The sequence below is a fragment of the Streptomyces sp. NPDC097107 genome (assembly GCF_044762405.1).
Taxonomy (GTDB): Bacteria; Actinomycetota; Actinomycetes; order Streptomycetales; family Streptomycetaceae; genus Streptomyces; species Streptomyces thinghirensis.
This window is the reverse complement of the sequence record NZ_JBIWEF010000003.1, coordinates 395,474-409,075: the sequence shown is the minus strand read 5'-3', so window position 1 is coordinate 409,075 and position 13,602 is coordinate 395,474. Positions and strand designations below refer to the sequence as shown.

General features: G+C 73.4%; 14 protein-coding genes. 7 read left to right on the top strand and 7 right to left on the bottom strand.

All coding sequences use genetic code 11. From position 1 onward, the window contains the following. Positions 1–66: 66 nt before the first annotated feature. Positions 67–240, bottom strand: coding sequence for a CsbD family protein (locus ACIQ1J_RS09075; RefSeq protein WP_210958280.1), 174 nt, complete (start codon positions 238–240; stop codon positions 67–69). 157 nt (positions 241–397) lie between these two features. Between ACIQ1J_RS09075 and ACIQ1J_RS09070 the strand changes: the two genes are divergently transcribed. Next, positions 398–544 carry a hypothetical protein gene (locus ACIQ1J_RS09070; RefSeq protein ID WP_121745416.1) on the top strand — a complete coding sequence of 49 codons (147 nt, stop codon included), beginning with the start codon at positions 398–400 and terminating at the stop codon, positions 542–544. A gap of 56 nt (positions 545–600) precedes the next feature. Here the strand turns inward: ACIQ1J_RS09070 and ACIQ1J_RS09065 are convergent, their stop codons facing one another. Next, the gene (locus ACIQ1J_RS09065; protein WP_403555447.1) at positions 601–2,070 is read right to left on the bottom strand and encodes an MFS transporter; all 1,470 of its coding nucleotides are present in this window, start codon (positions 2,068–2,070) and stop codon (positions 601–603) included. Between the two features lie 231 nt (positions 2,071–2,301). Here ACIQ1J_RS09065 and ACIQ1J_RS09060 point away from each other — a divergent pair, with 231 nt between their 5' ends. Continuing rightward, on the top strand, positions 2,302–3,666 hold the full coding sequence (locus tag ACIQ1J_RS09060; RefSeq protein WP_210958278.1) for an FAD-dependent oxidoreductase: 1,365 nt from the start codon (positions 2,302–2,304) through the stop codon (positions 3,664–3,666). A 72-nt stretch (positions 3,667–3,738) separates the two neighbouring features. Here the strand turns inward: ACIQ1J_RS09060 and ACIQ1J_RS09055 are convergent, their stop codons facing one another. Genes ACIQ1J_RS09055 through ACIQ1J_RS09040 form a run of 4 tightly spaced genes read right to left on the bottom strand, consistent with a single transcriptional unit; the run spans position 3,739 to position 5,973 of the window. Then, positions 3,739–4,113 carry a hypothetical protein gene (locus ACIQ1J_RS09055; protein WP_121745419.1) on the bottom strand — a complete coding sequence of 125 codons (375 nt, stop codon included), beginning with the start codon at positions 4,111–4,113 and terminating at the stop codon, positions 3,739–3,741. A 53-nt stretch (positions 4,114–4,166) separates the two neighbouring features. Then, positions 4,167–4,700, bottom strand: coding sequence for a roadblock/LC7 domain-containing protein (locus ACIQ1J_RS09050; protein ID WP_403555445.1), 534 nt, complete (start codon positions 4,698–4,700; stop codon positions 4,167–4,169). A 38-nt stretch (positions 4,701–4,738) separates the two neighbouring features. Beyond that, positions 4,739–5,524: a hypothetical protein gene (locus ACIQ1J_RS09045; RefSeq protein ID WP_403555443.1), complete on the bottom strand. Its 786-nt coding sequence runs from the start codon at positions 5,522–5,524 to the stop codon at positions 4,739–4,741. Beyond that, positions 5,521–5,973 carry a hypothetical protein gene (locus tag ACIQ1J_RS09040; RefSeq protein ID WP_403555441.1) on the bottom strand — a complete coding sequence of 151 codons (453 nt, stop codon included), beginning with the start codon at positions 5,971–5,973 and terminating at the stop codon, positions 5,521–5,523. The genes ACIQ1J_RS09045 and ACIQ1J_RS09040 overlap by 4 nt, the downstream gene beginning before the upstream one ends. Positions 5,974–6,313: 340 nt before the next feature. Between ACIQ1J_RS09040 and ACIQ1J_RS09035 the strand changes: the two genes are divergently transcribed. After that, entirely contained in the window at positions 6,314–7,372 is a 1,059-nt protein-coding gene (locus ACIQ1J_RS09035) for a YihY/virulence factor BrkB family protein (protein ID WP_403555439.1), read from the top strand. 20 nt (positions 7,373–7,392) lie between these two features. On the opposite strand, the gene ACIQ1J_RS09030 is transcribed toward ACIQ1J_RS09035, so the two are convergent. Then, positions 7,393–8,187 carry an SDR family NAD(P)-dependent oxidoreductase gene (locus ACIQ1J_RS09030; protein WP_403555437.1) on the bottom strand — a complete coding sequence of 265 codons (795 nt, stop codon included), beginning with the start codon at positions 8,185–8,187 and terminating at the stop codon, positions 7,393–7,395. A 200-nt stretch (positions 8,188–8,387) separates the two neighbouring features. On the opposite strand from ACIQ1J_RS09030, the gene ACIQ1J_RS09025 reads away from it, so the two are divergent. The 4 genes from ACIQ1J_RS09025 to ACIQ1J_RS09010 all read left to right on the top strand — a co-directional run bounded on the left by ACIQ1J_RS09025 (position 8,388) and on the right by ACIQ1J_RS09010 (position 13,564). Next, positions 8,388–9,545 carry a hypothetical protein gene (locus ACIQ1J_RS09025; protein ID WP_403555435.1) on the top strand — a complete coding sequence of 386 codons (1,158 nt, stop codon included), beginning with the start codon at positions 8,388–8,390 and terminating at the stop codon, positions 9,543–9,545. Positions 9,546–9,854: 309 nt separating this feature from the next. After that, on the top strand, positions 9,855–10,418 hold the full coding sequence (locus ACIQ1J_RS09020; protein ID WP_403555433.1) for a (2Fe-2S)-binding protein: 564 nt from the start codon (positions 9,855–9,857) through the stop codon (positions 10,416–10,418). After that, positions 10,415–11,407 carry an FAD binding domain-containing protein gene (locus ACIQ1J_RS09015; RefSeq protein WP_403555431.1) on the top strand — a complete coding sequence of 331 codons (993 nt, stop codon included), beginning with the start codon at positions 10,415–10,417 and terminating at the stop codon, positions 11,405–11,407. Before ACIQ1J_RS09020 ends, ACIQ1J_RS09015 begins: the two co-directional genes overlap by 4 nt. A gap of 27 nt (positions 11,408–11,434) precedes the next feature. After that, positions 11,435–13,564 carry a xanthine dehydrogenase family protein molybdopterin-binding subunit gene (locus ACIQ1J_RS09010; RefSeq protein ID WP_403555429.1) on the top strand — a complete coding sequence of 710 codons (2,130 nt, stop codon included), beginning with the start codon at positions 11,435–11,437 and terminating at the stop codon, positions 13,562–13,564. The last annotated feature ends 38 nt before the right edge of the window (positions 13,565–13,602 follow it).

Genomic DNA, 13,602 nt, shown 5'->3' with positions numbered 1-13,602 from the left:
CGATACCGCGCGTGTACCGGTTGTGCCGCGCGCGTGCCGGTTCCGGTTGCAGTGCCGGTTCCGGTCTCAGTGCCGGAACGTGTCCTTGCCCTTCTCCTTGGCCTGCCGGGCGTCGCCCTTGGACTGCTCGGCGCGGCCCTCGGCCGTCATCCGCTCGTTGCCGGCTGCCCGGCCGGCCGCTTCCTTGGCCTTCCCCTTGGCCTGTTCCATCTTGGCCTTGGACTTCTGGTTGCCGGCCACAGTTGCTCACCTCACGTGTTCGTTCGCTTCCGATGTCCTGCCCCTGCGGGTCGCCCGTGACGGCGGGGTCAAACCCGGCGACGGCGGCCGGGGTGAGCGCGGGGCCGCGGGGTAGGAGAACGGACAAGCACGTCCGTCGTCGACTCGGAGGAACGTCATGGCCGGAATGCTGGACCGGATCAAGCGCTTCGCGCGCAGCCCGCAGGGCCGCCGGGCGACGGAGCAGGTACGCCGGGCCGCCTCGGACCCCCGCCGCCGCGCGCAGGCCCAGCAGATGCTCCGGAAGTTCGGCAAGCGCCGCTGAGCGCGCCGGGCCGGTTCGCCGTCGCTGCCGCTGCCGCTGCCGCTGCCGGGAGCGTCTCAGCCCTGACCCGCGTGGGTGTGGCTGTGGGACGTCTCCGGCGGGCAGCGTCCGGCGCTCTCGGAGCGGTCCCGTCGCCAGTCGAGGACCGCTACGGTCAGCGCGCAGAGCATGGCGGCGACCCCCGAGCCGACCGACAGCGCCACGGCCTCCTGGTAGTCCTCGTGGGTCGCGTTCAGCGTCAGGTAGAAGAGCCCCGGCAGCGCGGCGGTGCCCACGGCACCGCCGAGGCGCTGTCCCGTCTGCAGGGCGCCCCCGGCGGCGCCCGCCATCCGCACCGGGACGTCCCGCAGCGTCATCGTGATGTTCGGGGAGATCACACAGCCACTGCCGAGCCCGCCGACCAGCAGCGCCGGGGCCGCGATCCAGGCGGCCCGGTCGGAGGGCGCGAGCCAGAGCACCAGCGCGGTCGTGCCGAGTCCCAGCATGACGGCGACGAGTCCCCAGACGGTCAGCAGCCGCCCCAGCCGGTCGACCAGCCGGCCCGCCACGGCCGCCGCGCCGGCGGAGCCCACGGCGAACGGGGTCACCGCCAGGCCGGACACGAGGGGTGAGAAGCCCAGCCCGTTCTGGAAGAAGAGCGCGAAGACGAGCCACACACCGCTGAACCCGACGAAGTACAGGGCGGCCAGACCCGCCCCCGTGACGTAGCCGCGGGTCTCGGTGAGGAGACCGGGTTCCAGCAGTGGATGCCCGCCGCGGCGGGCGACGCGGCGCTCCCACCGGGCGAAGGCGAACAGGACGAGCAGTCCCGCCGGGAAGAGCCACCACACCCTGCCCACCCCGCCGCCCTCGGCGAGGACGAGCGGCAGCATCAGGGCCAGGATTCCGGCGCCGAGGAGCAGCACGCCCACCGGGTCCAGATGTCCCCGGCCGCCGGGGGCGACCCGGGGCAGCAGACGGAAGCCGAGCAGGAGGGCGAGCGCGCCGACCGGCACGTTGACGTAGAAGATCCACCGCCAGCCCTCGGGGCCGGCCAGTGCCAGGATCAGACCGCCGACGACCGGGCCCACGGCGCTGGAGACACCCACGGTGGCACCGAACAGCCCGAACGCGCGCCCGCGTTCGGCGCCCCGGAACATCTGCTGGATCAGTGCCGAGTTCTGCGGCGCGATGCAGCCCGCGGCGACTCCCTGGGCGAGCCGGGCGACCACCAGCAGTCCGATGCCCGGAGCGGCCCCGGCGGCGGCGCTGAAGAGCACGAAGGCGGCCAGCGCGGCGAGAAAGACGCGGCGCCTGCCGAACGCGTCGCCGATCCGGCCCGCTGTCACCAGGGTCAGGGCGAACGCGAGGGCGTAGCCGGACACGACCCACTGCACGGACGCGGCGGAGGCCCGCAGGTCCTGCTGCATGGACGGCAGGGCGACGGCGACGATCGTCACGTCCAGCAGGGTCATGAAACCGGCGACCAGGGTCACCCAGAGGGCCCGCCACCGGTTCGGGTCCGGGTGGTCGTCCGGACGGTGCACGCAGACTCCCCTCGTGAGGTGGGCGTGGGACGCGGTGGCCGCGCCCCACGCCTGCGTCACCCGTGACCGGGGGTTCAAACCCGGTCACGCAGCCGGGTCACAAAGCCAAGCCGTGAGAACCCATAAGCCACCCTTATGCCCCCATAGACCGGACCCGCGTACCGACTTAGGCTTGCCTTAGCTTAGGCTTCCCCACGAGTCGATCTATCACCGCTCGAAGGGAACCTGAACATGCCCCGCCCTCTGCGGGTAGCCATCGTCGGATCGGGCCCGGCCGGCATCTACGCCGCCGATGCCCTGCTCAAGTCCGAAGTGGCCGCCGACCCCGGTGTGTCCATAGACATCTTCGAGCGCATGCCCGCCCCGTTCGGACTGATCCGTTACGGCGTCGCCCCCGACCACCCGCGGATCAAGGGCATCATCACGGCCCTGCACCAGGTGCTCGACAAGCCGCAGATCCGTCTCTTCGGCAACGTGGACTACCCGACCGACATCAGCCTGGACGATCTGCGCGCCTTCTACGACGGTGTGATCTTCGCCACCGGCGCCACCGCGGACCGGGCGCTCTCCGTCCCCGGCATCGAGCTCGACGGCTCGTACGGGGCCGCCGACTTCGTCGCCTGGTACGACGGCCACCCCGACTTCCCGCGCACCTGGCCGCTGGAGGCGGAGAAGGTCGCCGTCCTCGGCGTCGGCAACGTCGCCCTGGACATCGCGCGCGTCCTCGCCAAGACGGCGGACGAGCTGCTGCCGACCGAGATCCCGCCGAACGTCTACGAGGGCCTCAAGGCCAACAAGGCGCTGGAGGTCCACGTCTTCGGCCGCCGCGGCCCGGCACAGGCGAAGTTCAGCCCGATGGAGCTGCGGGAGCTGGACCACTCCCCCAACATCGAGGTCATCGTCGACCCCGAGGACATCGACTACGACGAGGGCTCCATCGCCACCCGGCGCGGCAACAAACAGGCCGACATGGTCGCCAAGACCCTGGAGAACTGGGCGATCCGCGACGTCGGCGACCGGCCGCACAAGCTGTTCCTGCACTTCTTCGAGTCGCCCTCGGAGATCCTCGGCGAGGACGGCAAGGTCGTCGGCCTGCGCACCGAGCGCACCGAGCTGGACGGCACCGGCAACGTCAAGGGCACCGGCGAGTTCAAGGACTGGGACGTCCAGGCGGTCTACCGGGCCGTCGGCTACCTGTCCGACCAGCTGCCCAAGCTGCCCTGGGACATCGACTCGGGCACGGTCCCGGACGAGGGCGGCCGGGTGATGCAGGAGTCCGGCGAGCACCTGCAGTCGACGTACGTCACCGGCTGGATCCGGCGCGGTCCGGTCGGCCTGATCGGTCACACCAAGGGCGACGCCAACGAGACGGTGTCCAACCTGCTGGACGACTTCGCGAACGGCAGGCTGCAGACGCCCGCCTCGCCCGCTCCGGAGGCCGTGGACGCCTTCCTCGCGGAGCGGAACGTCCGCTTCACCACCTGGGACGGCTGGTACCGGCTCGACGCCGCGGAGAAGGCGCTGGGCGAGCCGCAGGGCCGCGAGCGCGTGAAGCTCGTCGAGCGCGCGGACATGCTCCGGGAAAGCGGCGCCTGAACCTCGGTGACCGGCGCGGGCCCGGCGGGGAGCTCCCCGCCGGGCCCGCGCCCGGTTGCGCGGTCGACCGGCTCAGACCTCCAGCTCGGTCTCGATCCGGCGCAGCTGGTGGCGGGCCATCGCCAGGTTGGCGCGGCTCGCGTCGAGCACCAGGTAGAGGAACAGTCCGTTGCCGCCGCGGCCCTTGAGCAGGCGGATCATGTGGTACTGGGTGTTCAGGGTGATCAGGATGTCCTCGATCTCCTCCTTCAGACCAAGGTGCTCCATGGTGCGCAGCTTGGACCGCACGACGTCGGTGTTGCCGGCGGCGGCGACCTCCAGGTTGAAGTCCTTGGTGCCGCCCAGCGTGCCGAGGGCCATCCCGCTGGTGTAGTCGACCAGCGCGGCGGCTTTCGCTCCGTCGATGGAGCTGAGGCATTCCTTGAGTGAGGTCTCCAGGTTGGCCATGTGTGAGTTCCTTTCCGGACGTGATCGGTACGTGATCGGTGGTGCTCGGTCGATCAGGTCGGCCGGCGTTGGCCGCCGATCTGGGGACTCGGTCGGTGTGTGGGCCGCTGCGGGGTGCGCACCGGCAGGGTGCCGATGGGGCGGGCCGTTTCCCCGGCGGGCGTCGTGACGTGCTCGGTGGCTTCCGCGGCCGGAGAGCGGCCCCGGTCGTGGCCGAGGTGGGCGACGACCAGCTCCCCGATCCGGGCGCCGCTGCGGCGGCCCTCCAGGTGCAGCCGGCCCACGTTGACCCGGCCGTCGGCGAGCAGCGTGAGAACGGCGGCCGGACCGGCCGCGTAGGTGGCGATGTAGCCGTCGGTGCCGCGCAGCAGCAGTTCGCGGAATCCGCCGCGCGCGGTGGCGTCGGCCATGCGGTGGGCGACGCCGAGTGCGGCCGCGGTGAGCGCGGCGAGGCCCTCGGGTTCGGTGCCCGGTGCGTCGTGGGCCAGCACGAGCCCGTCGACGGTGGCCGCGAGTGATCCGGTCAACTGGGGTACGCGGTTGCGCAGTCGGTGAAGTTCGTCCAGGACGTCGCTCTCGACGGCCATGAGCAGTCTCCTTTCGGCACGCTGTCGACGCGCGCGTATCACAGGGCCTCCAAGGCGTCTCGAAGCCGTCGCAGCAGGGCCGTGTCCGGGTCGTCCCACACCACGTCGCGGGGGCTCGGGCCCGGCGCGGCGGGGGCGGGAGCGGGCGGCGCGGCGGTGACGAGGCCGTCGGCGGCCAGGCGGCGCAGTTCGACGAGGGTGTGGTACGTGCGGCAGGCGAGCGCCGAGGCGATCTCCGCCGCGGTGCGGACGCCGTCGACCTGGGTGAGGGTCCGGCCGCGCCGCACCGGAAGGGCTGCCGCACCCGCGTCGGGCACCCGCGTGAGGGGGACGGTGTCGATGTCGGGGTCGGGCCAGATCCGGTCCAGCAGAGCGCGCCGGCGTCCGCACTCGCGGACGACGGCGTCCACCGGTACGGACCGGACCGCGCCGAGCCAGTGCACCGCGCCGGGCCGGAAGCGGTGTGCGCGCGTGTCGTGGGCGAGGACGAAGTACGCGGCGTCGAACAGCGCGCCCAGGTGACAGACCTCCAGCGCCCCGGCGGCGAGCCGGCCGCTGTCCACGAGCCGCTGTCCGACCCGGGCCTGCCTGCCGCCGCGGTCGACCGCGTCCCACCAGCCGTCCGGCGCGACGGCGCCGCTGCGGGTGAGCAGCGCTCCGAGGTCCGGGGTGACGGCGGACTCGACGTGCACGACCCGGCCCGCCGCGAGGTAGACGACGCCCCGCTCGCCCGACAGTGCGCCGGTCGCCCCTTCGGCCGCGAGCGCGCCGAGAGCCGCCGACGTCGTTTCGTGCGTGGTCCAGGTGGTCGTCACCCTGGTCATCCGAGCACCAGACGATCCGCCATCTCGGACAGCCGGATGCGGGCCAGGGCGAGGTTTCCGTCGTTGCGGTCCAGCCACAGGTGGAGGAAGACGGTGCTGTCGAACGGTGTGCTGACGAACCTGAGCAGGTGGTAGGCGTCGGCGGTGGTGGCGATCATGTCCTCGACCGGCGGTTCCTGCTCCGGCGTGACGGCGGGACGGACGGAACCGGTGGGGCCCGTGGGGGCGGCGGCGGGACCGGCGCCGGGCGCGCCGGCCGCTGCCAGGGAGCCGCTCTCCGCGACGTGCCGGGCCAGTTCCGCGGTCTCCGCCGCGGTCGCCTCCCAGTCGCCGCCCGGCGCCTCGCCGACGGCGCCCAGGGCGAGCCCGCTGATCCAGTCGACCAGCGACGCGCCCCGCGCGCCGGGCAGCCGCATGGCTTCCAGCAGACTTTCATCGATTCCGGGCACGCCGGATCCCCTCTCCCGCACGGCTGTACCGCGAACGTGACGATGAGACTACGGAAAGTGCACGCATCTGGTGAGCGCTTTGGCATTTTCCAGAGGAACGTGCGCGCGCTCCGGCATACTGCGGTATTTCGGCCGTGCGAGGCCCGTTGGGCGCGGGGTGGTGCGGGCAGGCCCGCCCCTGAGCGGATGGCGGGCGGACCTGTCCGCGCCGACCATTGTGGGGACGGCTCGCCGTCCCGGGCCACGGGTGAACGACAGGGTCTCGGGTGGCGGCCGCACACCCGGCGCGCTTCCCGCGCACGGGGGGCGTGGGCAGGCCGAGACTGGCAACCCGGGGCCCATGGCCCGACTGCATCTTCCCCATCGCGGGAAGCACCCGAAGGACGACACCACGGACGAGACGGCGCCCGAGGACTACGGTCCGGCCTCCTCCACCGAGCGCGCCGCTCCCGACTCCCCCACCGAGCTGCCGAAGCGCTCGTGGTCCGCGCTGCTGCGGCGCGTGGTCGCCGAGTTCAAGGACGACGAGCTGACCGACCGCGCCGCCGCTCTCACCTACTACGGGATTCTGTCGCTGTTCCCGGCCCTGCTGGTGCTGGTCTCCCTGCTGGGGATCGCCGGGCAGTCCGTCACCCAGGAGGTGCTGGACAACATCCAGGAACTGGCGCCCGGGGCCGCACGGGACGTCATCACCAACGCGGTGGAGCAGTTGCAGGCCAAGGCCGGTCTGGGCTCCGTGCTGGCGGTGGTCGGCCTGGTCGGTGCCATCTGGTCGGCGTCCGGCTATGTGGCCGCGTTCATCCGCGCGGCCAACGCGGTCTACGACATGCCCGAAGGGCGCCCGGTGTGGAAGGTGCTGCCGTTGCGGGTGGCCCTGACCGTGGTGCTGCTGGTGCTCGCCGTGGTCAGCGCGCTGATCGTCGTGTTCACCGGCGGTCTGGCCCAGCAGGTGGGCACCGCGCTCGGCGTCGGCGACACCGCCATGACGGTGTGGTCGATCGCCAAGTGGCCGGTACTGGTCGTGCTCGTCACGTTCATGATCGCGATCCTGTACTGGGCCACCCCGAACGCCCGGGTCAAGGGCTTCAAGTGGATCTCGCCGGGCAGCGTCGTAGCCCTGCTGATCTGGCTGCTCGCTTCCGCCGGTTTCGCGTTCTACGTGGCCAATTTCGGCTCGTACAACAAGACGTACGGCACCCTGGCCGGTGTCATCATCTTCCTGGTGTGGCTGTGGGTGACGAACCTGGCCATCCTGCTCGGCCTCGAGTTCGACGCCGAACTGGCCCGGCAGCGTGTGATCGACGGCGGCCACCCGCCCGAGGAGGAGCCGTACGTGGAGCCGCGCGACACCCGGGCCTGGGACGAGACGGACCGGCGGCGCGCGGCGCCAGGGGAGTGACTACGAGCCCGGGAGAGTGACTACGGGAGGATCGAGTCGACGTAACCACCGTCGACGCGGACGGCCGCACCGGTCGTGGCGGACGCCTGGGGCGAGCTCAGGTACACCACGAGGTTGGCGATCTCCTCGGGCTCGATCAGCCGCTGGAGCAGCGACTGCGGGCGGTGCTCGCGCATGAAGGCGCGCTGGGCCTCGTCCCAGGGCAGCTCGCCGTCGACCAGTTGGTACACGAAGTCCTCGACGCCCTCGGTGTGGGTGGGGCCGGCGATGACGGAGTTCACCGTGACACCGCTGCCCGCCGCCTCCTTGGCGAAGCCGCGGCTCACCGCGAGCAGTGCCGTCTTGGAAACGCCGTAGTGGATCATCTCGGCCGGGACGACGACGGCCGAGTCACTCGCGATGTACAGCACCCGGCCCCAGCCCCGTTCCCTCATCCGGGGGAGATGGGCGCGCGTCAGCCTGACGCCCGCGAGGACGTTGATCTCGAAGTAGCGGCGCCACTCGTCGTCGCTGATCTCCAGTGCGGGCACCGCGCCGAAGACGCCGAGGTTGTTCACGAGGATGTCCACGTCGGGCAGCGTCTCCAAGGCCCGCTCGGCGCCCTCCGCGGTGCCGAGGTCGGCCGTGACCGGCACGAACACCCCGCGGGGCACCTCGGCCCGCAGTTCTCCGACGCTCTCCTCCAGACGGCCGGCGTCGCGTCCGTTGACGCCCACGGTGGCGCCGGCCCGGGCCAGGCCGGCGGCGATCGCCGCTCCGATGCCCTGCGAGGAGCCGGTCACCAGCGCGGTTCGTCCGCCGAGGTCGAGGTCCATCGGTCGCTCCTTCTCTTGCCGTACGGTCGGTCGCGGTACTCCTGTCCACCCTCGCCCATGGCGCACCTCGTACGCCGCCCACCGCACCGCGAAAGGTGCCGCGCCCCGCCCGCTCGGCGGACCCCCGGGTGCTCGCCGCTGACCTGCGGCGACGATACTTGCGTGTGTCCGTGCCCCCGCTTCCGCCTCCCGATGGACTCATGCCGACCTCTGCCACCGCCCGCCCCACGACTCCGCCCACGGTGTGGCCCGCTCGCGGCCGCCACGTCGGATCCGCGGCGGAGGACACCGTCCGGCACTCCCTGCGGCGGCTCAAGGACGGCCGCGTCATCGACGACTTCCTGGAACTGCCCGCCGAGGGGCGGCCGGACGGCGAGGCCGCCGTCCCCCGGATCTTCGAGGCGCGCTGGACGGCCGCGGAGGCCGTCACGGTGCGGGCCAGGCTGGTCCTGGCGCCCGGTTCGGCCTGCGGGCAGGAGTGGACCCTGCTCGCGGAGGCCGAGGAGGCCTGGGACCCTGCCTGGCCCTCCCCCGCCACGATGTTCTGGCCCGACGACCCGGACGTCACCTGGGACCGCGACGCCGCCACGGGGCTGCGGCTGCGGGGCATCAACACCCTGCCCGACGACGACAGGGCCCTGCGCCGGCTGCTCAGGGAGGCCGGGCGCAGCCCGTGGAACGTCCACGTCGTCGTGCACGAGGCGATGACCCCCGACCATCGCGGCCGGGCACCGCTGGCGGACCGGTTGCCTCCCGGCCTGCGGCATCGCGTGGTCGAGCACCGCGCCGCACCGCAGCAACTGCGGGTGGTCAACTGGGCCCTGGAGGACTTCGGCGTCCAGGTGCCGCGCGGCGGCGCCGTGGTACTGCCCGGCATCCCGGCCCCGGCGGACTACGACGCCGGGGACTTCTCCGTCCGCTCCGTCTTCCTGGACGGCTCCGAGCCCACCGCCCTGATCGCGGCGGTGACGTCCTTCGCCGCGTTGCCGAGGCCGCTGCCGGACGGCGCGCAGGAGGCGCTCACCGCGCTGCGGGAGGACTGGCGGCTGCTGAACACGGCGGAGGAACTGGACCGCGAGCGCAAGCTGGTGGCCATGTACGCCGAGGCGCTGGAGGCCATGACGCGGTCCCGGGACCTGTACCGGGAGGCGGCCGAACGCGCGGCCGAGGCCCTGGCCGCGTACCGGGAGTCCGCCGCGTCCGCTCCCGCCGGTCCCCCGCCGGCCGATACGCCCCAGCTGTCGCCGCTGCGGAGCCTGACCCGCACGCTGGAGAGGTTCAGGGGCCCGGGCCGGACACCGCGTGCCGAGGCCGGCGACCCGGGCGCCGCGCGGCAGACCGCCGCACGCGACGACTGACCGCCGCCGGGCCCGGCGGGCGGCGCCGTCCGGACCGCCGGCCGGCGGCTCGGTCAGCCGCAGAGCGCGCCCCGGTCCGCGTCGGGTCCCATGGCGTCCCGTTCGCTCTCGGTGAGCGGTTGCGGCCGGTGACGGTGCGGGCGTAGTGCTCGTCGCTCCAGTCCAGCGGCACCGGGCGGCCCAGGAGTCGTCATGGCGCCGCCCTGGGGCGGGCCCGCCGGCTGAGGGCACCCTTACGTGTCAGCCCGGCCCGACGTGGTTACGCGGGCGGAACGGCAGCACTGACCGTACCGAAAGGTCATCGACGCCATGGACAGCCAGCACGAGGGCACCGCTCCCGCTTCCCCAGCTCAGACGTCCCGATCGGAGACGACGCTCCGCGTCAACGGCAAACCGCACACCCTCACCGTCGACCACCGCCGGGTCCTGCTGGACCTGCTGAGGGAGGATCTCGGGCTCGCGGGCGCCAAGAAGGGCTGCGACCACGGGCAGTGCGGCGCCTGCACGGTCCTGGTGGACGGGCGGCGGGTCAACAGCTGCCTGCTGTTCGCCGTCGCCCTGGACGGCTGCGAGATCACCACCGTCGAGGGCCTCGCCGGGGATGAGGAGGAACTGCATCCGGTGCAGCGGGCGTTCCTTGAGCGCGACGCCTTCCAGTGCGGGTACTGCACGCCGGGCCAGATCTGCTCGGCGGTCGGTGTGCTCGCCGAGGCCGCGGCCGGACACCCGTCCCACGTCACCGACCCGGAGGCGCCCTCCGGTGAGCCCGTTCCGCTGGTCCGGGAGGAGATCCGCGAGCGGCTGAGCGGAAACATCTGCCGGTGCGGTGCGTATCCGCGCATCGCCGACGCCGTCGAGGACGTGATCCCGTGAAGCCCTTCACCTACGTACGGGCCGGCAGCGTCGAGGAGGCCACCGACGCGTTCGCCGCGCACCCCGGCGCCCGCTATCTCGGCGGCGGCACCAACCTGGTCGACCTGATGAAGCTCGGCGTGGAGACGCCCGCCGCCCTCGTCGACATCACCCGCCTCCCGCTGGACGCGGTGGAGGAGCTGCCCGACGGCGCGCTGCGGGTCGGCTCGATGGTCCGCAACAGCGACCTCGCGGCCCACCCCGCCGTCCGCGACCGCTACCCCGCGCTGTCCCAGGCCCTGCTGGCGGGCGCCTCCGGACAGCTGCGCAACGCCGCCACCACGGGCGGCAACCTGCTGCAGCGCACCCGCTGCCCCTACTTCCAGGACCTGTCCAAGCCGTGCAACAAGCGCGAGCCCGGCACCGGCTGCGGCGCGCTGGAGGGCGTGCACCGCGACCACGCGGTGCTCGGCCACTCCGAGCAGTGCATCGCCACCCACCCCTCGGACATGGCGGTGGCGCTCGCCGCCCTGGACGCACGCGTGGAGCTGCACGGCCCCGAGGGCACGCGCAGCGTGCCCGCCGCCGACTTCCACCGGCTGCCGGGCCCGCACCCGGAACGGGATACGGAGATCCACCCCGGCGAGCTGATCACCGGGGTGGTCCTGCCGTCCGCCACGGCCGGGCTGCCGTCGGCGTACCGAAAGGCCCGCGACCGGGCCTCGTACGCCTTCGCCCTGGCCTCCGTCGCCGTCGTCCTGCACATGCGGGACGGGGTGGTGGACCGCGCCGGCATCGCCTTCGGGGCCCTGGCGCACCGGCCCTGGCGGGCGCGGCGAGCCGAGGACGCGCTGGTGGGCGCGGCGCCCACCACGGCGGCGTTCGAGCACGCCGTCGATCTGGAGCTGGCCGCCGCCGAGCCGCTGCGGGACAACGCCTACAAGGTGCCGCTGGCCCGCCGGCTGGCCCTGGACGTACTGGGCCGCCTCGCGCCGCCCGCCACCACCTGAGACCCGGCGTCCACGAGGAGGACCCCCATGACCGGCACCGAAACCGTCCTGGGCGCTCCGGTCGAGCGCCGGGAGGGACGGGAGAAGGTCACCGGCACCGCCCGGTACGCCGCCGAGTACGACTCCCCGGGCCGCGCCCAGGCCTGGCCCGTGCCGGCGGCGGTCGCGCGGGGCCGGGTGACCGGCGTCGACCCTGCCCCCGCGCTCGCCATGCCCGGCGTACTCGCGGTACTCACGCACGAGAACGCGCCCCGGCTCGGCGAGCCGGACGACTCCACCCTGGCCCTGCTGCAGAGCCCGCACGTCCCGCACCGGGGCTGGTTCGTCGGCCTGGTGGTGGCCGAGACGCTGGAGGCGGCCCGCGCCGGTGCCGCCGCCGTCCGTGTCACGTACGAGGCGGAGGGCCACGACGTGACGCTCACCGCGGCGCATCCGGAGGCGTACGTCCCCGAGTCCGCCAACGGCGGCTTCCCGGCCGTCACCGAACACGGCGACCCCGAGAGCGCCTTCGCCTCGTCGGCGACACGCGTCGACGTCGAGTACCGGGTACCGCCACTGCACAACCACCCGATGGAGCCGCACACCAGCACGGCGCGGTGGGACGGCGACCGGCTGACCGTGCACTCCTCCAGCCAGGGCACCAGCGCCGTGCGCACGGAGCTCGCCAGGCTGTTCGAGGTGCCCGAGGACCGGATCACGGTGCTCGCCGAGCACGTGGGCGGCGGCTTCGGGTCGAAGGGCACGCCCCGCCCCGAGGTGGTGCTGGCCGCGATGGCGGCACGCGAGACCGGCCGGCCGGTCACCGTCGCGCTGCCGCGCCGCTACCTGCCCGCCGTCGTGGGCCACCGCGCGCCGACCCTGCACCGGCTGCGCCTCGGCGCCGACGCGGGCGGCCGGATCACCTCCCTCACCCACGAGGTGACGACGCACACCTCCCGGGTGAAGGAGTTCGTGGAACAGGCGGCGGTCCCGGCGCGCGTCATGTACGCCGCCCCCGCCCTGCGCACGGCCCACCGAGTGGTGCGGCTCGATGTGCCCACGCCGTCCTGGATGCGCGCGCCCGGCGAGTGCCCCGGCATGTACGCGCTGGAGTCCGCGGTGGACGAACTGGCCACCGCACTCGGCATGGACCCGGTCGAGCTGCGGATCCGCAACGAGCCGGAGACCGAGCCCGACAGCGGCAAGCCGTTCAGCAGCAGGCATCTGGTGGAGTGCCTGCGCGAGGGTGCCCGCCGATTCGGGTGGGAGGGCCGTGATCCGCGCCCGCGCTCCCGCGCTGCCGGACCGCTGCTCGTCGGCAGCGGGGTGGCCGCGGCCACGTATCCGGTCCTGGTGTCGCCGTGCGCGGCGTCCGCACGGGCCCTGCCCGACGGCGGTTTCCTGGTGCGGGTCAACGCGACCGACATCGGCACGGGCGCCCGGACGGTCTGCGCCCAGGTCGCGGCCGACGCCCTCGGTGTCCCGCTGGACCGGGTCCGCATCGAAGTCGCCGACAGCGACATCGGTTTCGCGCCGGTGGCCGGCGGCTCGTCGGGCACCGCTTCCTGGGGGTGGGCCGTGCACGAGGCGTGCGTGCGGCTGACCGGCCGGCTGGCCGAGCACTCGGGGCCGCTGCCCGACGAGGGCATCGCGGCCGACGCCGACACCTCCGGTACCGCCGACGCCGAGAGTCCCTACGCACGCCACGCGTTCGGCGCGCACTTCGCCGAGGTGACCGTGGACACGGTCACCGGTGAGGTGCGGGTGACGCGGCTGCTCGGCGTCTTCGCGGCGGGGCGCGTCCTCAACGCCCGCACGGCCCGCTCGCAGTTCGTCGGGGGCATGACGATGGGCCTGGGCATGGCGCTGACCGAGGACAGCACGGTGGACCCGGCGTTCGGCGACTTCGCCGAGTCCGACCTGGCCTCGTACCACGTGCCCGCGCACGCCGACGTGGCGGCGGTGGAGGCGCACTGGGTCGACGAGGAGGACGCCCACCTCAACCCCATGGGCAGCAAGGGGATCGGGGAGATCGGCATCGTCGGCTCGGCCGCGGCCGTCGGCAACGCGGTCCACCACGCCACGGGTATCCGCTTCCGCCAACTCCCGCTCACCCCGGACCGGGTGCTCACCGGCCTGCTCGAACACGAGCACCCCGCGGGCATGCTGGGCACGTGAACGCGGCACGTGGTCCGCACCGGAAGGTCCGGCGCGGA